Genomic DNA, 21,927 nt, shown 5'->3' on the forward strand with positions numbered 1-21,927 from the left:
ATCTCACGGCCCCGGATAACTCCTCTTTGGCCTATTGTCCTTCAATCATTTTAAAGGCTACATAATGGGCCTGCGTCAGCGCCCTGAAGGATGACGGTGTCCTCTGCTTCGAATGTCAAATTACAGAAGAAACCGGAATCAACTTCAGGATGGCGCTGGAATATTGTTTTGAAAGTATCAGGCATGTTATTTTGGAGATGGGGCGTTCTCCGGCAGTTCCTGTGAGGGATAATAACAAAACTAATAAACAAAAAATCCGTATCCCATTTTTACATTATAAATCCCATAGCATGACAGTGTGTCCGGCTGATTCCCGTCTTCATCCACAAAATTCCAACCAGGGTACCAATTGAGGAAATCTTCCGGCACTTCCGCAATCTTTGTATCCGGCGTATACAAAAGATACTCCGTGCCGTCCTCCATGCCATATGGTTCAGAATATTTGTTCAGGATACCATCTTCAATCCATTCAACACCGTTTTCTTTTTCTGCTGTGATTTTAGATAATGTCATGGTATATGTATGGCTGTCCATCTGCCTGATATTACCAAACTGTCCTCTGAAATCACAGATATACTGCGTTCCTTTAGGATAGTCGTCTCCGCGGTCTCCCATATCGGAATCAAGGTATGCTCCGTTAAACGAGCCATCCTGATTTAACACAATATCAGTTCTCCACGCGCCGGCCCCGCTGCTGAATACGAATTCCAAGGGAAACACATCTGGAAGTTTTGCTTCTCCGGAAGTGCTTGTTCCTGCCGGAACTTCTTCCGGTATCTTACCGGGAGTAGTACCCTCCTCGTCTTTCGCTGTTCCACTGGGAGCAGTCCTATACCGGCTGTCCGTCCCCTCCTGGGTAACAGCCTCAGCAACGGTTGTCCCTATACTGGCACCCCGGCTTCCTGTGGGCGTCTGTTCTGGCTGACAGGCAGTAAGAAGCAGAACACCAGCCACAATCCATAATTTGCTTAATTTCATAATCTCCACCTTTCCGGCCACAACCGCTTTCAGCTCCAGCCAATTAGAAAACAAGGATTACCAGTATGTTTTCTGTTCTGTCTTAGAATAACATAAAGTTGTTTCAAAGTTGTATCAAAAGGCGTTGATTTTCTTTCGAACATATTAATTTTTCCTAAATTAAACATCAGGCGCCCGCCTATCATTTAACATGAAAGGATTCATCGGATTTCTCTGCAAACCATATCTCCTCTGCTGCCATCTGGAAATTGCCCAGCAGTATATTAGAACACATGCTCCAGCCTGAGGGCAGCTTCGAAACGTGCCTTTTCTTCTTCGGTCCACGCACCGCGCCAGTGTATTGTTTCGTTCCATATGGTCATCCTTAAATGGCATGCAGTCCTCCAGACATCCTGCCAGTGCTTTGATATCTGACCGCACTCCTGCTGCAATTGGAATCATACCGTCTCCCTCCTGATATATATCTGCATCTTTCACCTCCAATTAAAAAAGGACCGCCACTAAAGGCAGTCTGCTGACTGGTAGACACGTTACAATATTTATTTAAAAAGACACCGGATGATGAAATCCCCTGAGATGAGAGTTGCCGTTTCGATTATTCACTACCCCTTTTGAAGAAAAAGAAATCGTCAATACACAAAACAAATTCCAAATCTCCGTTCTTTCTTAACCGGAGGACAGTGCAACTGCCGTCCCAAGCCAGCATGATATCCATAGAATCCAAGAGAGCGGCAGAAAACATTTACACTTGTAAAAGTTTTTTCGCTATGCTATAATTTGTTGGGAGGTGACAAAAAATGATTAACAAAAATACAACAAACCCTGCGGCGCTCCGTTCCAGAACGGCTCTGGCCAGATCTTTGGTTCATTTGCTCCTCAAACGTCCGCTAAAAGATATCACGATTGAAGATATCACAAAAAACGCGGGTCTGTCCAGGCAGACCTTTTACACCAATTTTAACCAGAAAGAAGATATCCTGGAGCACTCCTTAAATGTCCTCTTTTCTCTCTTTACCGGCGGGCTGGAGAATCTTCCGCCGACCATAGAGGAGATGCTGGCCGTCTATTTTCACTTTTGGAGCGAACACAAAAAATTTTTGTCCGTACTCTTCGACAACCAGCTTTCCCATATCTTTGCCATCGACAACATCTATCTCTTCAAAAATGAGTTTTCATTCTATGCAGAACAGGTATCACAATCACAGGAGGAAATCCCATATTTGGAAAGTTATCTGGCCGGCCTGACTTACCAGATGCTCCGCACCTGGCAGCAAAATGCCTGGATGGAAGACACGGAACAGATTGTACAAATTGCCAGCCGGCTTTTGAAAGGGGATTTTTTTATTGAAAACAAATGAAAACTGTCAAATAGACCATGGAAATCGTAAACTTATCATTGGAATTATCATTATCGGAGCTTTCATCAGTTCCCTGAACCAGACTGTAATGACTGCATCACTGCCCAGGATTATGACGGAATTCGGTATTACCGCAGGAATCGGCCAATGGCTTACCACCGGTTATCTGCTGTTTATGGGCGTCATGATTCCGTGTACCGGATATCTGATGGAACATTTTTCTTCTAAAAAATTATACCTGGCCTCCGTATTCCTGTTCTTCGTCGGCTGTGCCGCAGCCGCATTTTCTCCCAATGTCTATCTTCTGCTGCTTTCCCGTGTCATCCAGGCTCTGGGAGCCGGAATTCTTCTTCCCCTTCCCCAGGTAGTGGCATTCCGCCTGTACAGGCCGGAAGAACGCGGCTCCATTATGGGAATTGTAGGACTCACCACCGGATTTGCACCGGCCTTCGGTCCTACCTTTGCCGGCTGGATTGCGGATTCCTTTGGATGGCGTTCCATTTTTTATATTATGTGCTTTCTGGCTGCCTTGGGAATTATCCTGGCTTTCTTCAAGCTTCCGGACGAAAAAAGGCATGCGGAAGGAAAGCTGGATATTCTGTCCGTAATCTTATCGACCATCGGCTTCTGTGGTCTGCTGACCGGTGTATCAAATCAGGGAAATTACGGTTTCGTCTCTGCTGCAACCATCGGCCCTCTGGTTGTAGGAATCATTTGCATCGCCCTGTTTGCCCTCCGGCAGTTTAAGCTTTTTTCTCCCCTCTTGGAATTAAGAATTTTTAAAAACAGAAATTTTACCCTGGGAACCATTCTGCTGATTTTTGCCTATGGCTCCATGCTGTCCGTTTCCACTCTGCTGCCCATCTACATCCAGAATTTAAGACAGTACTCTGCCACCATATCCGGGCTGGTTCTGCTGCCAGGTGCGCTTTTCCTGGCCTTCTTAAATCCTCTTTGCGGCAAAATATTGGACAAAAAAGGCCCTTATCTTCTCTCTTTGGCAGGGCTTGCTTTTCTTGGCGGCGCAACATTTTGCCTCTCCTTTATCGGACCGACAACAGCTCTTATGACTGTAATCATTCTGTATGCGTTCCGCATGCTCGGTGTCGTGGCACTTCTCCAGCCGCTTCAAACCTGGTCCGTGAACTCTGTAGAATCTAAATTTGTCGCCCATGGGACAGCACTTATGAATACCGTTCGACAGGTTGGCGGTTCCATCATCAGCGCTCTTTTGGTATCCGTCATGTCGGCTTCTGCAAAAAGCCACGGCGATATGAAGGGAATCGAAACTTCCTTTTTGGTAACTTCTATTATCGTATTTCTCTCGCTTGCCGTTTGTGCTGTTTTGATGCACCCGAAAAAACGCGGCAAAGGAGAATCCTCAGTGAAAGACCACACGGTTGAAACAGTGCCCTCTTCCAAACCGGAACGTTCTCCTGAACATACGATTATCACGATTGCAAGGGAATACGGCAGCGGCGGCCGGGAGATTGGAGCAAAGGTTGCCAAAGCTCTCGGAATTCCTTTTTACGACAGAGAACTGATTGCCCTGGCCGCCAGAGAAAGCGGATTATCCCATCAATATGTAGCCTCTGCAGAGGAAGGGATCTCTCTGCGGGACGCCGCATGGGACTGGGCCGCCCAAAGCTACGGCAATTTTGAAACCCATCTTTTCAATACCGACAATTTAAATGAGGCAGACCGCCTCTATGAGGCCCAGAAACAGGTAATCCAGCAGATTGCCGAGAGTGGTTCCTGCGTCATCATCGGCCGGTGCGCCGACTACATCCTGAAAGAGGATCCTGGCTGTTTCCGCCTCTTCATCCACTCCACTTCAGAAGAGAAACGGCAGCGTATTCAGCAGGAATATGGGATTGCTCCAGAAAAGACGGAGGCTGCCATGAAGCAAAAAGACGGAGAGCGGGCCTTTCACCATAAACGTTATACCGGCCAGGTCTGGGGCTCTCCCTCCAACTACTATATGATCCTAAACAGCGGGCTTTTGGGAATCGACCGGTGTGCCGAACTCATTGTGGAGGGAAGCCGGCATTTCAAATCCTCATAATTTTTGTTTTTTTCAACAGAAAAAGCCGGTCCATTCTCTCCCGCCGCGGGTATTGAATCCGGGGGTTCCCGCCGACAAGAAGAACTCGATTTTCCTCTGCAGACTATGGTATTCTGGATATGCACCCTTAAATTCCCCTATTTAAAAAACAAGAGCTGCTGCAGAATCGCTGATTTCTCAATTATTCCACAGCAGCTCCAAATACAAAAATCAAATAAATAAAATTGCTTTTAAAGATGATAGCTTATCGGCCAAAAAGTTTTTGTTTCTATACTATATCAGCGCAGATTGTGCATATTTTTCACGGCTTCTCCGGTTCCCGAACCGCTGCATCCAGCCTCCCCATTGGTCCGCCGGGCCGGGTTTCAAAGTGGTATCGTTTCCCGTCAATCTCCTGCCAGTCAGTCATCATTTTTCCTTCGCCATCAAAATGATACCAGCCCGGCATTCCATTCCATATGATTTGGTACCACCTATCAGAAGCATAGCCAATTCCCGGTATATAGCATACCCAGAACACGGTTCCGTCGTCTTATGTCCTCATACTCTAATTTCCGCTGCAAACTCCGCCATTACAGGGAGAAACACTTCCCTCATCAGAATCCTCCGAGCTGGAGTGTGAATTAGAAGTTTCCTTATCCACAGCCTTCCAACTGTAAATCAAACGGAAGCTACCCATCTGGTTCCGTAAAATTTCAGTATTTCCATCTCTCAGCACAACGGAATTTCCAAAAATCTCTTTATCACCGACCTCCACGTTCCAGTACCCCTCCGCAGATGGCCGTTCCTGCGCATAAAAAATAAGTAGTTCGGTTCTGTCCCCGCCCTTGTCGGTAACGATGTCGTATGTCACATAGCAGACTCTGATATGGAACCGGAAACCTTGCTCCCGGTCTCCAGTTCCTCTATAAAATGTTTTGAGAACATCCAGCATGCCAAGGCTGTTTTTAAAAGGTAACAATCCTTATATTACCTTTTCTATAGCAAAACAGCAGACACTCTTTGTTACCGATGTAATCCAATATTACCTTTGTATTTCCAAAGAAAAATCGACATCTTTCGGCATCTATATCTCATCAATCGCCTTCCCAATATCATGCCTCATATACTTATTCCCAAATTCCACCCACTCCGCAGCCTTATAAGCATTTGCCCTGGCTTCCTTCAGGGTGTTACCTTTGGCCGTAACCCCCAGCACTCTTCCGCCGTTGGTCACAATATTGCCGTCCTTATCGAACTTGCTTCCGGCATGGAATACATAGTATCCGTCCTGTCCGTCAAACCGGTCCAGGCCCTCTATTTTATATCCCTTCTCATAATGCTCCGGATATCCATCCGATGCCAGAACCACACATACGGCTGCGTTATCTTCAAACTCCAGCTCTATCTGGTCCAGGGTGCCGTCCACACAGGCTTCGAACACATCCACGATGTCATTTTTCATCCTGGGCAGGACTACCTGGGTTTCCGGGTCACCGAATCTGGCATTGTATTCCAGCACTTTGGGGCCGTCTTTTGTCAGCATCAGCCCAAAGAATATGATTCCCTTAAACTCCCGTCCCTCAGCCTTCATGGCATCTACGGTGGGCTGGTACACATACTTCCGGCAGAACGCATCCACCTCGTCCGTATAGAACGGACTGGGTGAAAAGGTCCCCATGCCTCCTGTATTCAGTCCCTGGTCCCCGTCCTTTGCCCTCTTGTGGTCCTGGGCCGAGGTCATGATTTTAATGGTATTGCCATCCACAAAGGAGAGCACGGATACCTCCCTGCCTGTCATAAATTCTTCAATTACGATTCTGTCACCGGCAGAGCCAAACTGCTTGTCTAACATCAATGTCTTGACGCCTTCCTTAGCCTCTTCTCTGGTATTGCAGATAAGCACGCCTTTTCCCAGTGCCAGGCCGTCCGCCTTCAGAACAATGGGCATAGGGGCTGTCTCCAGATATGTAAGAGCTGCCTCCGGAGAATCAAATGTCTCATAAGCAGCAGAAGGAATATTGTACTTCTTCATCAAATCCTTGGAAAATGCCTTGGAAGCTTCCAGTATGGCGGCGTTTTTTCTGGGTCCGAACACACGGATGCCTGCATTTTCAAATGCATCCACTGCACCGGCTGCCAGCGGGTCATCCGGTCCTACCACCACCAAATCAATGGCCTGTTCCCTGGCAAATGCGACCAGCTTATCAAAGTCCATAACACCGATGTCAACACATTCAGCTACCTTGGCAATGCCTGCATTGCCGGGTGCGCAGTAAAGTTTGTCCACCTTTGGGCTCTGAGCTGCTTTCCATGCGATTGCATGCTCACGTCCGCCGCCGCCTACTATCAATACTTTCATGAAGTTCCTCCTTATTCTGAAAACATGCGCATATTATGTGCGCTACTGTCAAAGGGATGCCGGTACTATTGATGGTTGGCAATCATGTTGATTGCCCTGGGCAGAATGACCCACTCAGCCTGCTCCATAACCCTTCTCTGCAGGACCTCCGGGGTATCTCCTTCTTCCACTTCCACTGCCTTCTGAAGAATAATGGGACCGGTATCCATGCCTCCGTCTACATAATGAACCGTGGCCCCTGTCACCTTCACCCCTCTGGCCAGGGCTGCCTCATGGACCTTAAGCCCATAGTAGCCCACGCCGCAGAAGGAAGGTATAAGGGACGGATGGATATTAATAATACGTCCCTCGTATTTTTCGGTCATGGCCTTAGGAATCATCACCAGGAATCCGGCCAGTACAATCAAATCCAAATGATATTCATCTATTTTCGCGAGAAATGCCTGGTTAAATGCCTCCCTGGACGGAAATTGCCTGGGTGATATGCATACAGCCTCTATCCCGTGCTTCCTGGCCCTTTCAAGCGCGTAAGCACCCGGGTTATTGCTGATAACCACGGATACCTCTGCATTGGTAATCTCACCTTTGTCCATGGCATCCAGGATGGCCTGGAGATTGGTACCCCCGCCGGATACCAGTACACCCACTCTTAGCATAGGGACACACCCTTCTCTCCTTCTTCAACAGAGCCCACTATATAAGGAGCTTCCCCGGCTGCCTTCATGGCTTCCATGGTCTTCTCCACATCAGCAGGGTTAACGGCAACAATCATGCCCAGCCCCATATTATAGGTATTATACATCATCTTCTCTTCAATCTGTCCTTTTTCAGCCAGCAGCTTGAAAATAGGAGGAATGGGATAACTGTCCTTTTTAATAACAGCCTTAACGCCATCTTTTAACATACGCGGAATATTCTCATAAAATCCGCCGCCTGTGATATGGCTGCATGCCTTTATGGTAACTCCTGCTTCCTTCACATTTCTCAGGGCCTTTACATAAATTTTGGTGGGAGCAATCAGTGCCTCGCCCAGGGTGGTGCCCAGCTCGTCATAATATGTGCTCAGGCCTTCCTTTGTGAGTTCCTTCTCAAACACCTTGCGCACCAGTGAAAAACCATTACTGTGTACGCCGGAAGAAGCCATTCCAATCAGGACGTCCCCTGCACACAGGTTCTCTCCTGTAATCAGGTCCTTCTTATCAACAATTCCCACGGAAAATCCCGCCAAATCATACTCATCTTCCGGATAAAAACCTGGCATCTCTGCTGTTTCTCCGCCAATCAGGGCTGAACCGGACTGCCGGCATCCCTCAGCCACTCCCTTTACGATTGTAGCAATCTTCTCAGGAACATTCTTGCCGCAGGCAATATAATCCAGGAAAAACAGAGGCTCTCCGCCTGCACAGGCCACATCGTTAACGCACATTGCCACACAGTCAATTCCAACTGTGTCGTGCTTATCCATCAGAAATGCCAGCTTCAGCTTGGTTCCCACACCATCGGTGCCGGACAGCAGGGTAGGCTCCTCCATACCCTTGAATGCGGACATGGAAAATGCTCCTGAAAATCCGCCCAGACCGCCTAAAACCTCAGGACGCATGGTTCCCTTTACATATTCCTTCATCAATTCCACTGATTTATAGCCAGCCTCAATATCAACTCCGGCCTTCTTGTAATCCATCATGGTTTTTATCCTCTCTTTTTCTGATTTTCCCTTATATACGCGCTATTTCATCTGTGCAAGATATTCTTTATAGCCCACCTGCTCCAGCTTCTCAGCCTTTTTCACCACATCATTCTTCAGGCTTTCGGAGTACTCTTTCAGCTTTGCCAGCAGCTCTGCATCGGAAGTAGCCAGTATCTTTGCCGCCAGGATGCCGGCATTGGCGCCGCCATTGATGGCAACGGTTGCCACCGGGATACCGCTTGGCATCTGCACGATGGAATACAGGGAATCCACACCGCCCAGGTCAGATGTCTTCATAGGAATTCCAATAACCGGCATGGGGAAAATAGCCGCGCACATGCCGGGAAGATGCGCTGCCTTGCCCGCGCCTGCGATGATTACCTTAAATCCCTTTTCCTCTGCTGCTTTTGCCCAGTCAAAGAATACATCAGGCTCCCTGTGCGCGGAAATGATTGTCATCTCATAATCAATGCCCAGCTTGTCCAGAATCTCAGCTGCCTTTGCCATTATAGGCATATCAGAGTCGCTTCCCATTACAATTCCTACTTTTGCCATTATTCGTTCTCCTTTTCTAAAACTCATTATCCTTGTAGATAATTATTATTAGTTTATCTTATAAGTATCTTTATATAGCTTAATTCTACTTATAATCATAATACTAGGAAATGCTTATGCCGTCAATACAAAACTTGAAAAAAGTCTGCTGCATTTTCCATTGTTTTTTGTATGGTATTTGCACAAAAGCACCTGTCCCCCCTTACTTACAATTTATCTCCCAAACTGTACTGCACGAATAAATTCGTTAAAGTACTTGGTGCCTGCTAAAGTATGAATAAAAATATGCAAGGGAGCGCAGATATGGAGCCAGTGTGGTCCACAATGCATTCCCTTGCAAAATCCCTTTTTTTCTTCCGGTATCCTTTTTCTGTTTTTCTTATATCCTTACCTTATTCCTCATATACCCTTCCCCTGATGCCTCATGGCCTGTCAGAGTAATTTCAGACATTGTCTCAATCTTTGAAACCGGATACACGTTAATCCTTTCTGATTCACATTTTTTGTTCCATTAACAGCCGCTTATCTCCTATCTCTGACCATGACTGGCATTAATCATCGTGGTCATTGTCGTCGTGGTCGTCATCATCCCGGTCATTGTCATCCTGGTCATCATCATCCCGGTCGTCATCATCCCGCTCATCATCATCCCGCTCATCGTCATCCCGGTCATCATCATCCCGCTCATCATCATCCCAATCATTGTCATCCCGCTCATCATCCCGGTCATCGTCATCCCAGGCTCCCGCCGCATTGTCCCAGTCCACATCCACAATCTTACCGGTAGAGGCATTTACATCCACCTCAAGCTTCTTTCCCTTTACCAAAAATTCCATTTCATATACACCGTCATCCAAATCACATTCCTTATAGGTCACTTCATTTTCCTTCAGCCCTAATTCCTTTATAGCGATTTGCTTGGCTTCATTCTTACCTATATATACCTGGTCTGACTGTTTACCGTTATCCTTAAGTGTTATGGTAATATCAATACCGCGCCTGTTAACCACATCCCAAGCAGCATCTTCCATCTCCTTCATGAAGTCGGTTCTGGGATAAACAGACCCCTTTTCCGACTCAATAACCAGTTCCTTGTCATTTCTGTCTTGATGGACCCAGCCCTTATCATCCATGCGCTTGACCAGTTTCCGAACCGCTGTGTCGCAGTCCACACCATAAAAATCACCTGCTCCTTCCAATAACCTTCTTCCGTCCTGATTCATTCCCTTTGCCTCCAGGACCTCTCCTTCCCGGTCATAGGAAAGGGAGATTTTGGGACCTGCGCTGAGGAACACGCGTCCCCAGGTTTCTTCCTGAATCCTTGCTTCCTTACCGGAAGGCGCCCCTAATGCCGTGCTGCCTGCACCCGGTAAAGTAAAAGCCATGAAGCCTGCACATGCCAATATAGCTGCCTTTTTAATCCTCTTTGTCGTCATAATTGTTTTCCTCCTGTCTTCTATATGATTTATTTATCTACATTCATAGAATACGAAGGGCTAAACATGAAACCGGGGTAGAACAAAAAATAGTTCGTTTTTTTATTCTGTACTGAATTTCACCCTTACTGCTGTTTTTGCAGCCGTTTTCTCCTGCTGTTCTGCCGCCAGTTTTCCTGCTATTTTCCCCTTCCATTTTCCCATATCAAGTCCTCTGGCAAACCCCAGGTAATCTCCCATACAGAATCCAAACCGCCCATACAGAATCCAGACCGTCCATACAGAATCCAGGCCGCCAATGTTGACAAATATCTTTCTCTGTGATATAGTTGCCGCATTGTAATGAAGGAGAGGCAGTATGGGCTTTTATATATTAAATCAACCTCGGAAGAAAGAGAGCTCTGTACAATTCATACCGATGAAACATTGTACAGAGTACGGCGTATCTTATGCGCTTTTGTGATTTCATCGGGAAGCAGAGTAATAACCGGGAGGCAGAAGTGTAGGCTGCCGCTTGTTTGATTGCTCTTTTTCCCGTGGTTATCCGTGCATAAAAGGCTGTGGACAATGTTTTGTCCATGGCCTTTTGTAATGTGAGGAAATCTTTTTGATTTTTTATGGCAGAAGGCAGATGCATGATTTGCATCCACCTTCTGCCTATTTTTTTGCCCCGGATATCAGATGTACGATTTCCTCCCACGTTTCCTTCCACATTTGCTTTCATACGGCATTTACTGTCCATCCATGCGTTGCAGCACATTATCAAACATAAAAGGAGTATTTCAATTATGAGTTTATTAGACATAACAGGACTTTCCCATACTTATGGTGACAGCTGTCTTTACAGCGATTCTGACCTTTCCCTTAACCACGGGGAACATATGGGAATTGTGGGCCAGAACGGAACCGGCAAGAGTACGCTTATCAAAATTTGTACGGAACAGGTTACTCCTGATTCAGGACGTGTCGTCTGGCAGCCCGGCATTACCATTGGTTATCTGGACCAGTACGCTAATACCCATCATGGCATGACCATGGAGCGGTTTTTAAAAACATCCTTTGCCAGTCTGTATGAGCTTGAAACTAAAATGACAAAGCTTTATGATGAGGCGGCATCAGCCTGCAATATGGATGCGCTGAACCAGGCATCGCTGTATCAGGAGGAACTGGAGCGCAGCGGTTTTTATTCCATAGATACCCGTATTGCCCAGGTGGTTACAGGCCTGGGGCTGACAGCAATCGGTCTGTCCCGTCCGCTGGAAGACATGAGCGGAGGGCAGCGGGCCAAGGTCATCCTGGCCAAACTTCTTTTGGAAAAGCCGGATGTCCTTCTCCTGGATGAACCCACTAATTTTCTTGACAAGGAACATGTGGAATGGCTGGGCTGTTACCTTTCGACCACAGAAAATGCCTTTATGGTCGTTTCACACGACCATGCATTCCTGGAACGGATATGTACACGCATCTGTGATATAGACAACGGAAGGCTGACCAAATATTACGGCACCTATTCGGAATTTCTGAAAAAGAAAGCTTTTCTGCGTGAAAACCATATACGACAGTACAATGCACAGCAAAAACAAATCAGGCAAACAGAAGAATTTATACGAAAAAACATAGCCGGAAGAAAATCCCAGATGGCCCGCGGACGGCAAAAACAGCTGGACCGTATGGAAAAGCTGGAAGCCCTGGACCTAAAAGAAATCAAACCGGAATTTTATTTTCAATGCCTCCCCCTGACCAAATGCCTGCATTTGTCTGTAAAACGCCTGTCTATAGGATATGATTATCCAATCTTGTCCCATCTGGATTTCTCCGTCACAGGCGGACAGAAGGTGGTGGTTACGGGATTTAACGGCATCGGAAAATCCACCCTGCTGAAGACGCTGACAGAAAACCTGGCTCCTTTGTCCGGTATCTTCACGTTTTCACAACAGGTTACAATCGGATATTTTGACCAGGAGCTCGTCTGGGAAAATGATATGCTGACTCCTATACAGATTGTCTCCAACGCTTATCCGGAGCTTATACTCAAGAAGATACGCCGGCATCTTACACGCTGCGGGATTTTAAGCCGACAGGCCATGCAGCCCATGGGCACATTAAGCGGCGGCGAACAGGCAAAGGTCAAACTATGTCTGCTGACTCTTAGTCCCTGCAATTTTCTGATTATGGATGAGCCCACCAACCACCTGGATATTCAGGCGAAAGAAGCGCTGCAGACAGCCCTTAAGAGCTTTCCCGGAACCATACTGCTGGTTTCCCATGAGGAATCATTTTACCGCAGTTGGGCAGACCGTATCATACACATTGGTGACCATACTTCCCCTTAAATGTGCGGCAAACCTTTTTATTAATAATTAAAAGGCGGGGCCGGATGGAATACTAACACACAGTCCATCCGGCTCCGTCCTTCTTTTAGTTGTGCTGTAACCTTTATCTTCATTATATCTTCAAAAAAAATCTTATTAAAACATCTTTATGGAACAGAAGAATACAGGGTCTGTACATGATGTCAGACATGATGTCAGTCGTCATCGTCTTTATCATCATCCTCATCACTATCATCGTCGTCATCGCCATCGGAGTCCTCGTTATCAGAATCATCCTTATCAGAATCTTCGTGATTGGCATCATCCCGTTCCCTGCCATCTGCATCATCCGCATCATTATCCCTGCCGCCATCCGCATCACTGCGTTTTATCACCGTTTTATCATTTCCGGATTTATCCCTGCCCTTTTTTATATCATCCTCTCTGTTATCAGTATCCTCTTTGCCGGCATCGTCTTTATCATCATCTTTGTCTGCATCACCTTTGTCCGCATCATCTTTATCATCATCATCTTTATCATCATCGTCTTTGTCATCATCGTCTTCATCATCATCGCCTTTATCGTCATCATCTTTATCATCATCATCTTTGCCGGCATCGTCTTTATCATCACCTTTATCCGCATCCCTGCCGCCTTTATCCGAACCATCATCCGTGCCGCCCGCATCGCCTCTGCTGCCATCCGTCCCTTCCTTTATTCCCTCCGGAGGTACCCCGATGAATGCAGGCTTATCCCCTCCTGTTCCTCCCGGCATTCCTGCATCATGATGGGGGGAGGCTGCAGGAGTCCCGTCTTTGTTTAGACTCTCAACATGTATCTCCACCTGCATACGGTTCTTTAAAAGGGTATCCAGTCCTGTGCGGATGGCATCCGCCCGCTTTTCCTTCCAGCGTTCGCTGCCGCCCGAGGCAGCCACATACACAGACCCGCCCTCTGACAGATATCCCATTTCCATGGCCCGTTCCACCAGAAGTTCTGTCATGTATTCTGAATTCCTTCCCTTATATGATACCTGGTCAATGAGCTGTTTTCCGTCCTCATTTACACCTTCCAGACCAACCACGCGGTCCATATAGCTGACGGACATCCTTACATCCGGATTGATGCTTACCTCCACGGTGCCATAGGGCACCCTGTATGCGCCGTAGGCACCGCCTCCCAATACTGCCAGGCACAGGCAGGCAGCCGCTGCCAGAGGAACCAGCCGGAGCAGGACAGAAGCCCCCGGCATCTGTGCGGCAATTATCTCTCCTATCACCTGGCCCTCATGGTAACCCAGATTGGCAGCCTTTATCATTCTGCCCTGGTTATCAAGGACAATAACATATGCCGGATGGCATTCCATTACAAGATAGGTCATAGGGCTCCCTCCTTTCCCGGTGATATCTGGCACAGATGTCCGCGGATAATCTCATATCCGTTCGTGTAGGCCAGTAAAATGGCAACCAAATACGTCCGGTGCCGTTCCAGGGTCTTTCTGGATACGCCGGACAGCTCCGACAGTTCTGCGATGGGCAGTTTATGGCTCTGCATCAGGCGTTCCAGCAGCTTGGGATTCCTTTTGGCAGCATCCAGCACTTTATGGCATGCTTTAAGGGTGCGGTCCTGACGGGGGCAGTTATCTGCCACATCAGACAGGGTTATGCTGTATTCGGACAGGTTTCTTCGGAATTCCTCCAGCTCCTCCCTGGTGGATGTCCTCACATTCCACTGCTGGATTCCGTTTTTCTCATCAGGCGTCACTTCCCATAAGGCATGGGATTCCTCCTCCTGGCCTGCCGGAGCGTCAAAGGAAACCAGTCCCTGGTGGCGTCCCTCTTTCCTGATATAATCTATGAGCCGGCGGCGTATGGCCGTGGCGGCATATGGCAAAAATGCGCCTCTGCCCCTCTCGTATCCACGGACCGCTTCATAAAAGGCAAACATGGCCACACTAAGCTGGTCCTCCCTGCCCTGGACCGGCACACCCTGGGTAAAGCGGGCAGTCTCTGCCTGTATGAAATTCATATACTGGTCAATCAGACGGTCGGCAGCTTCCGGATTCTTCTTTGCCTCATAAACCAGATGGACTATCTGGTGCTCTTCCCCCAAGATATCACCTCCATTTAGTATAGAATACGCAGCCCCCTTTTCTGTTCCGGGGTCGCAGGAAGATTCATTGCTTTTTATTTAGTATAACAGAAAAAACCACTTGTTCCATCTGTAAATCGGATAGAACAAGTGATTTTTTCGCAAAAAAGAAGACACCATCCCATCCCGGAACAGTGTCTCCCTCAACTATCATCCAAACATTTTATCTACAGCCAATTCCATCCGGCCGGCTATCCGCCTCATCCAGCGCCTCATTCAGTTCCTCTGTGCCTTTCAGCACAAACCTGCCCTGACAGATAATATCAATCTGGCTCCCGTCGGCCCTTACAGCCTTTATATCCCCCAATTCCGAATAAGGAATCGTGATATCCGTGTGGCAGCTGAAATACGCCCTGGACATATCCGTCCTTCTGAGAAGAGATATCTCATTGTCCCTGGCTATGACCTCCCTGCCGTCCGGATTATACATGGGCGAATCCTCCGCAAAGCTGTAACAGGTATCACCCACCGCGAAATGGGGACCCATCTTCTCAGCTATGAGGATGGGCAGCTTGTCGCCGATGGAAAACCTTCTGGCCATGGCGTAAGCCGTGGTGTTGGTCCCAATTGCAAATTCTCCCAAAGGCAGCCAGTCATGGTTCCGCATAATAACCTGCTTCACCAGCGCCCGGTCCTGTATCAAGGCATCCCCGGCCATTCCGCCGTTCCCGGCGCCCCTGGCATCCCCGTCATCCCTGGCCGTTCCGGCATCCCCGCCAGCCTCAAAATTCCCGCAGGAATACTCCGTTACCCTGCCATCCTTAAACACCATGCGCAGGTTCCTGAACTGATAATCCTCCACATAGACATTCTTTACATGCAGCAAACCCTCTGTCCCCGCCAATACAGGGGACGTAAAAACCTCCCCCAGCGGAATGTTCACATCGGACACGCAGTTTTCAAAGTTGGTTTCCTTGGTCCTGTCCTTCAGCGGATGAAGGGCCACCTTCATGGATGTTTCATTGCCGTCACGGCCTGTTATGAGCACATGGTCGGCCTCATCCAGGGCCAGGATAATGCATTGCTGTATTTTCTGGTATTTCTCATAATCCAGTGTATTGATTCGGATGGTTTCCCTGAAAACCGCCTCAAAATCCGGCCCAATCTCAGGCTTCGGGAAAGCAATGATAGTAAAGCTGGTCTCGTCACCCGGCATATATTGATTCACAATCTGCCTGGACTCATTGGCATAGGCAACGGTCAGCGCCTCCTGATGGGCATTGAGGGCCAGCGCGGTCTTTTTATTCACCGGCGTAAAGCCTTCCTCACCAAATGTCTCCACCAAAGCAGGCCCTGCGCACCAGTCAGCTTCCTTCCTGTATGCTTCATAGGCAGACCGCAGGACAGCCAGTTTTCTCTCCTTAAAGGCATTGCCCATGTAAAGGGCGCTGTCATAACGGTGGTCATAATCATACTGTTTGTTGGGGGATGTACCGTAGTATCCCCTGCGGCCGTTGGCCCTGCGGTTCACAGACTCCACTGCCGCCCGGTAACAGATGGGCTCAAGCCCCATTTCCCGGAAATACTCCATTGCCCTTCGAATCATGCGCTCAAAGCCCAGCTGGAATTCCACCACAACGGTGCGCTTCTTCTTCAGGTCCCTGCCCATGACCTGGAACCCCTTCCTGAATCCTTCCGTATATGTGGATGCCATCCGGTCAATGGTCTCCTGGGGAAGACGGTTCATGAAAGAGGCCAGCTTTATCTCTGTCTCCGAAACGTATTCCCCGTAAGCATAGAGATACCGCAAATCCGTCAGGTCCTGCTTCATCACAATATCCGTTCCAAAGGAAAGGGCCGGGTCCAGTCCTTCCCGAATCCGCCAGTCCACGGTCACCTCCGCATAGTCGCTGACAAACCAGTACAGGGAATCCTTAATCAGCTGCTCCTGGGGCTCCTTCCTCCCTTCCTCCCATGCCTGGGCGAACAGGTTATATACCTCCAGAAACAGCTCGTTCAATATGGTGATATTCATAAGCCGCATTTCAAATGCATATACAATATCCGCCCGGATTTCCGTATAAAGAAAGGATAAAAGCTGGCCGTATCCGTCCCCCAGGACCTCCACCGCGTGGTCCGGATTGGCAAAGCTCTCTCCGTAATTTTCAGGCAGAATATCACGGTACAGGGCATGATTCTCCTTCTGCAGCGACTCCAATGCCGGAACAGCTTCATTCATTCCGCCTTTCCGGCTAAAGCCCGTGCCTTCCACCCGCTCCACCAGCCCTTCTATCTGGCCGATAAAGGCTGAAACCTTCTTAAAATAACAGCCGTAAGGCAGCTGCATCTCCTCTGTGTCCATGGACCGGATACGCTCCATGGACAATTCGTAACGCTCCCTTACGGCATCATTCTCTTCCTGTAATAAGATTCTGTAATCCATTTGCATCTACTCCCATCTATCTTACGATACCGGTTATGATAATCACAGCCCACACAATGACCAGCACAATGCTGATGCTGATTCCTATCTTAGCCAGTATGTAATTGCGGTCCTTTTCCATAAATGAGCGCACCCCGTACCACAGCCCCATAAGGGCTGCAGCAAGGCTGGAAAATCCATAGGCCCCTGTATTCAGACCTCCCTGGCCTGCCATTGCTACCGACAAATACATGCTGGCTGCACCCAACGCCAGTCCCAGCACCGCCAGTACCAGACAGTAATAGCTGTTTCTCGCAAAAGGATTCCTCACATACGATACTTTATCGCCAACCTGTCTCAACGTGAAAGCCTCCTTTTTCTCAATTTGCACCGGGTCCACTGCACCAGGCGGTAACAAAGATAGCCTGCGGCTGCCCCCAGGGTGTTGAGGAACATATCATCCACATCAAAGCTTCCCACCTTGAACACCAGCTGCAGCGTCTCCAGCATCAGGCTGAAAACAAAACCGAACATAACCGTGTTGTACCACTTCTTACTGCGTCTGCTGATAATGGGGAGAAAGAACCCAAAAGGCATAAAGGCCGCCACGTTTCCTATGATATTAATCATGAACAGTGTTGGCCCCAACACATCATAATGCCGGAAATACCGGGTGATTTCCTTAAAGGGCACCAGATTGTACTGGTACCCCCTGTCTGTGTCCGTACGCCCAAAGGACTCCGAAAAAAACATGAAATACGCCAGGAAACAGAGATACAATATAAATAATACCCATCCCAGCTTTTGACGCTTTGTTGTATTTCTTATCATTGTCAGCCCCGCTTACTAAAATTCAATCTCAGATTTTCGTTTCAGCAGCAAAGCTCCGTTTACAATGGAAATGATTCCAACCGTAAGGCCGGTCACTGCTATGATGACTCCCACCGCTATGCAGCCGGCCCCTGTGTTACGCATGGTCTTATACACTCTCTCCATATTCATCGCCTTTCTTCTTGGATACATCATTATGCCTGGGCTCCATACTGCTCGTAATAAGCGTCAATGGCTGCCTTTATCTGATGGTCGATGACTACCTTGCCATTTTTTTCTTTATTGTAGAGGTGCTCCACCACATCTGCCATGGATACAATGGCTGCTGTCGGGAAACCATATAAATCCTTAATCTCATCCAGGGCGCTCTTTGTGCCTTTGCCCCGCTCCATTCTGTTTAACGATACCATAAGTCCCTTGATTTCCACATTTCCCTGGGCCTTAATAATGGGGAAGGTCTCCTCAATGGATTTGCCGGAGGTTGTCACATCCTCGATGATGACTACCTTGTCCCCGTCTTTGATAGGGCTGCCCAAAAGGATGCCTGCATCGCCGTGGTCCTTAACCTCCTTGCGGTTGGAACAATAGCGGATATCCTTTCCGTACAGTTCGCTGATTGCCATGGTGGTTGCCACGCTTAAGGGTATTCCCTTATAAGCCGGCCCAAAGAGCACGTCAAAATCCAGTCCGAAATTGTCGTGTATGGCCTTTGCATAATACTCTCCCAATTTTCTCAGCTGGGTTCCGGTAACATAGCTTCCTGCATTCATGAAAAACGGGGACTTGCGTCCGCTCTTTAATGTGAAATCACCGAATTTGAGCACATTGCTCTCAACCATAAAATCTATGAATTCCTGCTTATAGTTTTCCATCTTCCTTAAACCTCCTGTATTTACGGGTCTTTTAACCTCTTACCTGCTTCTTTTGTTTCTGTCTTACCCGGCCCGGCCTTACCTGGCTGTTCCTACCTCACAGCCCCTATAAGGTCCCGGATATCCTCAATTCCGTACCTCTCCATGTAGGCCCGGATTCCATCCACAGTCTCCACCGTGGCATATGGGTTATGGAAATTGGCCGTGCCAATGGCAACCGCCGTGGCGCCTGCCAGTATGAATTCCAGGGCGTCGTCCGCATTCCTGATTCCTCCCATGCCGATAATAGGAACCTTCACTGCCTGGGCAGCCTGGTATACCATACGGACAGCCACCGGCTTGACAGCCGGACCGGACAGCCCTCCTGTCTTGTTGGCCAGCGCAAACGCCCTCTTATGAATATCAATCTTCATGCCTGTCAGGGTATTGATTAAAGAAATGGCATCTGCCCCGCCTGCCTCAGCCGCCCTGGCCATGACAGTGATGTCTGTCACGTTGGGACTGAGCTTCATGATGATGGGCTGCCTTGCATGGGCCTTTACCTCTCTGGTAATGGCCTCAACTGCCTTTGGGTCCTGGCCGAAAGCGATTCCGCCTTCCTTTACATTGGGACAGGATATATTGATTTCCAGCATGTCTGCCGGCTGGTCCCCCAGGCGCTCCACCACGTCAATATATTCTTCCGTGGTCTTTCCGCAGACATTGACCACGATTTTTGTATCATACTGTTTCAAAAAAGGAATATCCCTCTTTGTGAACACGTCAATGCCCGGATTCTGAAGGCCGATGGCATTGAGCATGCCGCCGTAGACTTCCGCTATCCTGGGAGTGGGATTGCCCGGCCACGGCACACTTGCCACGCCCTTGGTAACCACTGCGCCCAGACGGTTCAAATCCACGAATTCACTGTATTCCATGCCGGAGCCAAATGTGCCCGACGCTTCCATCACCGGATTCTTAAATTCCACACCGGCAATCTTTACACTCATATTCATCTAAACGGTACCTCGCTATCTTTCACCTATACATGCCGTGTCCTGCCGGACCTTCCCGCCTCCGGGCGCATTTCGCCGGACACATCCGGCCGGATGCTCTTACAGCTCAATCTCCTCTGCCCGGAACACCGGACCGTCCTTGCAGATACGTTTATTGTGTACCTGTGAATGGTCGTCCACCTCTTTGGACTGGCACACGCAGGCCAGACAGGCGCCCACGCCGCAGGCCATCTTCTCTTCCAGGGAAAGCCAGCACTCCAGCCCCTTCTCAGCCGCATATGCCTTCAGTGCGCGGAGCATGGGAGTAGGGCCGCAGGCGTAAATGATATCCGCCGTAAGGCCCTGTTCGCGGACAGCATCCAGTACATTGCCCCTGGTGCCGGAGCTGCCGTCCTCTGTGGCAGCATATACCGGACCGTATGCTTCAAATTCATCCTTTAAGAACATCTGGCTGTCCCTGTATCCCAGCACGGACTGGACCAGACCGCCCTCCCCGGCTGCATTCAGCCCATGAAGGGCTTTTGCCAGCTCTAACATAGGGGGAACGCCTATGCCTCCGCCTATCAGAAATGCCTTTTTGCCGGCTTTTAAGGGAAATCCATTGCCCAGGGGTCCCAGGACATCAATGGTATGGCCTGCCTTTAGTTCAGAAAACTCCTTTGTCCCTTCCCCTGCAATGCGGTATACCAGTCTCAGCTCCCCCTTTTCCTTATCAATGCCGCACAGGCTGATGGGGCGCGGAAGAAGCCTTGCCCCGTCTTTGGAATAAAGGGATACAAACTGGCCCGGAACCGCTGTCTCTGCTATCTCAGGCGCTTTTATCCTCATATCGTATATATCGGCAGCCAGCTGTTCCTGGAACGTGATGGCTGCTGTCATTTTTACTTTTGCCATAACATGAATCTCCTGTCTCTTACAGTACGCTGCCGATATCAGCAGCCATATCAATCACTGCCTGTCTGGAAGCCTCTCCGAAATGCTCCGGTCCAAAGTTCTTATACTTATCCTGTTTATAAGCTGCAATGATTCCTCTGGAGGAATTGACAATGGCTCCAAGTCCGTCCTGGTTGAAACAATGCTTAAGGTCAGCGGCAGTTCCTCCCTGGGCTCCGTATCCCGGTACCAGGAAGTAGGTGCGGGGCATGAGCTTTCTCAGAATCTTACTCATCTCAGGATAGGTGGCTCCCACCACAGCTCCCACATTGCTGTATTCACCGTCCATGCAGCCGGCTCCCCACTCTTCCACCTTGGCAGCCACCCACTCATACAGGGGCTTTCCGTCAATAAGGCGGTCCTGGAACTCACCGCTGGATGGGTTGGATGTCTTGACCAGGACAAAGAGTCCCTTGTCCTCGCTCTTGCACACATCCACAAAGGGCTTTACGCCGTCTGTTCCCAGATATGGGTTTACAGTCAGTATATCCACATTGAATCCGCTTAAGGACTTACTCCCCACCTGCACCCTGCCCAGATGGCCAGCTGCATAGGCAGCGGATGTGGAGCCGATATCGCCCCTTTTCGCATCGCCAATGACAATCAGCCCTTTTTCATGACAGTAATCCACGGTCTTCTTATATACCGTCAGTCCTTCAATTCCAAACTGCTCATACATGGCAATCTGCGGCTTTACAGCCGGAATCAGGTCAGATGTATGGTCAATAATTTCCTTATTAAACTGCCAGATGGCATCAGCTGCCCCCTCCAGTGTCTCTCCGTATGCATCCAGGGATTTTTTAACCACATGTTCCGGCACATAGGACAGCATGGGGTCCAGTCCTACGCAGATTGGGGCATTGGTTTTCTTTATTTTTTCAATTAACTGGCTTATCATAATGTTCTCCTTTGTTAAGAGTATTTTGCACCTTGCATAAATTCTTTCCCCATTTTAACATATAAAGCACCTTGTTTCAAGGAATGATATTCCAGTATTACAATTATTTTCGCAGGCCCCGCCTTCCCATAAAATACAAAAACCGCCGCGCA

General features: G+C 48.6%; 23 protein-coding genes. 3 read left to right on the forward strand and 20 right to left on the reverse strand.

The window, feature by feature from the left end:
* Nucleotides 1-240 precede the first annotated feature (240 nt).
* On the reverse strand, nucleotides 241-978 hold the full coding sequence (locus I2H39_RS04800) for a hypothetical protein (protein WP_195625913.1): 738 nt from the start codon (nucleotides 976-978) through the stop codon (nucleotides 241-243).
* A gap of 797 nt (nucleotides 979-1,775) precedes the next feature.
* Between I2H39_RS04800 and I2H39_RS04810 the strand changes: the two genes are divergently transcribed.
* Both I2H39_RS04810 and I2H39_RS04815 read left to right on the forward strand, forming a co-directional pair.
* A complete protein-coding gene (locus I2H39_RS04810) occupies nucleotides 1,776-2,336 on the forward strand; it encodes a TetR/AcrR family transcriptional regulator (RefSeq protein WP_138305792.1) in 561 nt (186 codons plus the stop codon).
* Complete coding sequence (locus I2H39_RS04815; RefSeq protein WP_138305791.1) at nucleotides 2,323-4,401, forward strand: DHA2 family efflux MFS transporter permease subunit; 2,079 nt, start codon at nucleotides 2,323-2,325, stop codon at nucleotides 4,399-4,401. Before I2H39_RS04810 ends, I2H39_RS04815 begins: the two co-directional genes overlap by 14 nt.
* A 301-nt stretch (nucleotides 4,402-4,702) precedes the next feature.
* Here the strand turns inward: I2H39_RS04815 and I2H39_RS28795 are convergent, their stop codons facing one another.
* From I2H39_RS28795 to I2H39_RS04850, 8 genes are all read right to left on the reverse strand, one after another.
* On the reverse strand, nucleotides 4,703-4,921 hold the full coding sequence (locus I2H39_RS28795; RefSeq protein ID WP_138305790.1) for a hypothetical protein: 219 nt from the start codon (nucleotides 4,919-4,921) through the stop codon (nucleotides 4,703-4,705).
* Nucleotides 4,922-4,948: 27 nt separating this feature from the next.
* A complete protein-coding gene (locus I2H39_RS04820; RefSeq protein WP_195625915.1) occupies nucleotides 4,949-5,254 on the reverse strand; it encodes a hypothetical protein in 306 nt (101 codons plus the stop codon).
* Nucleotides 5,255-5,467: 213 nt separating this feature from the next.
* On the reverse strand, nucleotides 5,468-6,742 hold the full coding sequence (gene purD / locus I2H39_RS04825; RefSeq protein ID WP_195625916.1) for a phosphoribosylamine--glycine ligase: 1,275 nt from the start codon (nucleotides 6,740-6,742) through the stop codon (nucleotides 5,468-5,470).
* Between the two features lie 65 nt (nucleotides 6,743-6,807).
* Entirely contained in the window at nucleotides 6,808-7,398 is a 591-nt protein-coding gene (gene purN / locus I2H39_RS04830) for a phosphoribosylglycinamide formyltransferase (protein WP_138305787.1), read from the reverse strand.
* Complete coding sequence (purM, locus tag I2H39_RS04835) at nucleotides 7,392-8,423, reverse strand: phosphoribosylformylglycinamidine cyclo-ligase (protein WP_138306219.1); 1,032 nt, start codon at nucleotides 8,421-8,423, stop codon at nucleotides 7,392-7,394. Before purM ends, purN begins: the two co-directional genes overlap by 7 nt.
* 45 nt (nucleotides 8,424-8,468) lie before the next feature.
* Complete coding sequence (gene purE / locus I2H39_RS04840) at nucleotides 8,469-8,984, reverse strand: 5-(carboxyamino)imidazole ribonucleotide mutase (protein ID WP_195625917.1); 516 nt, start codon at nucleotides 8,982-8,984, stop codon at nucleotides 8,469-8,471.
* Nucleotides 8,985-9,535: 551 nt separating this feature from the next.
* On the reverse strand, nucleotides 9,536-10,420 hold the full coding sequence (locus tag I2H39_RS04845; protein WP_195625918.1) for a PepSY domain-containing protein: 885 nt from the start codon (nucleotides 10,418-10,420) through the stop codon (nucleotides 9,536-9,538).
* A 102-nt stretch (nucleotides 10,421-10,522) separates the two neighbouring features.
* Nucleotides 10,523-10,660 carry a hypothetical protein gene (locus tag I2H39_RS04850; protein ID WP_195625919.1) on the reverse strand — a complete coding sequence of 46 codons (138 nt, stop codon included), beginning with the start codon at nucleotides 10,658-10,660 and terminating at the stop codon, nucleotides 10,523-10,525.
* 548 nt (nucleotides 10,661-11,208) lie between these two features.
* Here I2H39_RS04850 and I2H39_RS04855 point away from each other — a divergent pair.
* Nucleotides 11,209-12,753: an ABC-F family ATP-binding cassette domain-containing protein gene (locus tag I2H39_RS04855; RefSeq protein WP_195625920.1), complete on the forward strand. Its 1,545-nt coding sequence runs from the start codon at nucleotides 11,209-11,211 to the stop codon at nucleotides 12,751-12,753.
* A 194-nt stretch (nucleotides 12,754-12,947) separates the two neighbouring features.
* Here the strand turns inward: I2H39_RS04855 and I2H39_RS04860 are convergent, their stop codons facing one another.
* The 11 genes from I2H39_RS04860 to pyrF form a co-directional block, all read right to left on the reverse strand.
* Nucleotides 12,948-14,114, reverse strand: a complete 1,167-nt coding sequence (locus tag I2H39_RS04860) for a hypothetical protein (protein WP_195625921.1) — start codon at nucleotides 14,112-14,114, stop codon at nucleotides 12,948-12,950.
* On the reverse strand, nucleotides 14,111-14,845 hold the full coding sequence (locus tag I2H39_RS04865; protein WP_195625922.1) for a sigma-70 family RNA polymerase sigma factor: 735 nt from the start codon (nucleotides 14,843-14,845) through the stop codon (nucleotides 14,111-14,113). Before I2H39_RS04865 ends, I2H39_RS04860 begins: the two co-directional genes overlap by 4 nt.
* 64 nt (nucleotides 14,846-14,909) lie before the next feature.
* On the reverse strand, nucleotides 14,910-15,038 hold the full coding sequence (locus tag I2H39_RS29440; protein ID WP_279325468.1) for a hypothetical protein: 129 nt from the start codon (nucleotides 15,036-15,038) through the stop codon (nucleotides 14,910-14,912).
* Between the two features lie 9 nt (nucleotides 15,039-15,047).
* On the reverse strand, nucleotides 15,048-17,267 hold the full coding sequence (locus tag I2H39_RS04870) for an aminopeptidase (RefSeq protein ID WP_195625923.1): 2,220 nt from the start codon (nucleotides 17,265-17,267) through the stop codon (nucleotides 15,048-15,050).
* A 16-nt stretch (nucleotides 17,268-17,283) separates the two neighbouring features.
* The gene (locus tag I2H39_RS04875) at nucleotides 17,284-17,607 is read right to left on the reverse strand and encodes a hypothetical protein (RefSeq protein ID WP_195625924.1); all 324 of its coding nucleotides are present in this window, start codon (nucleotides 17,605-17,607) and stop codon (nucleotides 17,284-17,286) included.
* Entirely contained in the window at nucleotides 17,604-18,077 is a 474-nt protein-coding gene (locus I2H39_RS04880) for a VanZ family protein (protein WP_138305779.1), read from the reverse strand. Before I2H39_RS04880 ends, I2H39_RS04875 begins: the two co-directional genes overlap by 4 nt.
* A gap of 15 nt (nucleotides 18,078-18,092) precedes the next feature.
* A complete protein-coding gene (locus I2H39_RS04885; protein ID WP_166430226.1) occupies nucleotides 18,093-18,248 on the reverse strand; it encodes a hypothetical protein in 156 nt (51 codons plus the stop codon).
* Between the two features lie 23 nt (nucleotides 18,249-18,271).
* On the reverse strand, nucleotides 18,272-18,949 hold the full coding sequence (pyrE, locus tag I2H39_RS04890) for an orotate phosphoribosyltransferase (RefSeq protein WP_195625925.1): 678 nt from the start codon (nucleotides 18,947-18,949) through the stop codon (nucleotides 18,272-18,274).
* Between the two features lie 92 nt (nucleotides 18,950-19,041).
* Nucleotides 19,042-19,944 carry a dihydroorotate dehydrogenase gene (locus I2H39_RS04895; RefSeq protein WP_195625926.1) on the reverse strand — a complete coding sequence of 301 codons (903 nt, stop codon included), beginning with the start codon at nucleotides 19,942-19,944 and terminating at the stop codon, nucleotides 19,042-19,044.
* Nucleotides 19,945-20,043: 99 nt separating this feature from the next.
* On the reverse strand, nucleotides 20,044-20,838 hold the full coding sequence (locus I2H39_RS04900; RefSeq protein ID WP_195625927.1) for a dihydroorotate dehydrogenase electron transfer subunit: 795 nt from the start codon (nucleotides 20,836-20,838) through the stop codon (nucleotides 20,044-20,046).
* A 19-nt stretch (nucleotides 20,839-20,857) separates the two neighbouring features.
* Nucleotides 20,858-21,775 carry an orotidine-5'-phosphate decarboxylase gene (gene pyrF / locus I2H39_RS04905; RefSeq protein WP_138305774.1) on the reverse strand — a complete coding sequence of 306 codons (918 nt, stop codon included), beginning with the start codon at nucleotides 21,773-21,775 and terminating at the stop codon, nucleotides 20,858-20,860.
* Nucleotides 21,776-21,927: the final 152 nt, after the last annotated feature.

Origin of the sequence: Clostridium sp. 1001283B150225_161107_B6, assembly GCF_015556325.1 — a bacterium.
Taxonomy (GTDB): Bacteria; Bacillota; Clostridia; order Lachnospirales; family Lachnospiraceae; genus Enterocloster.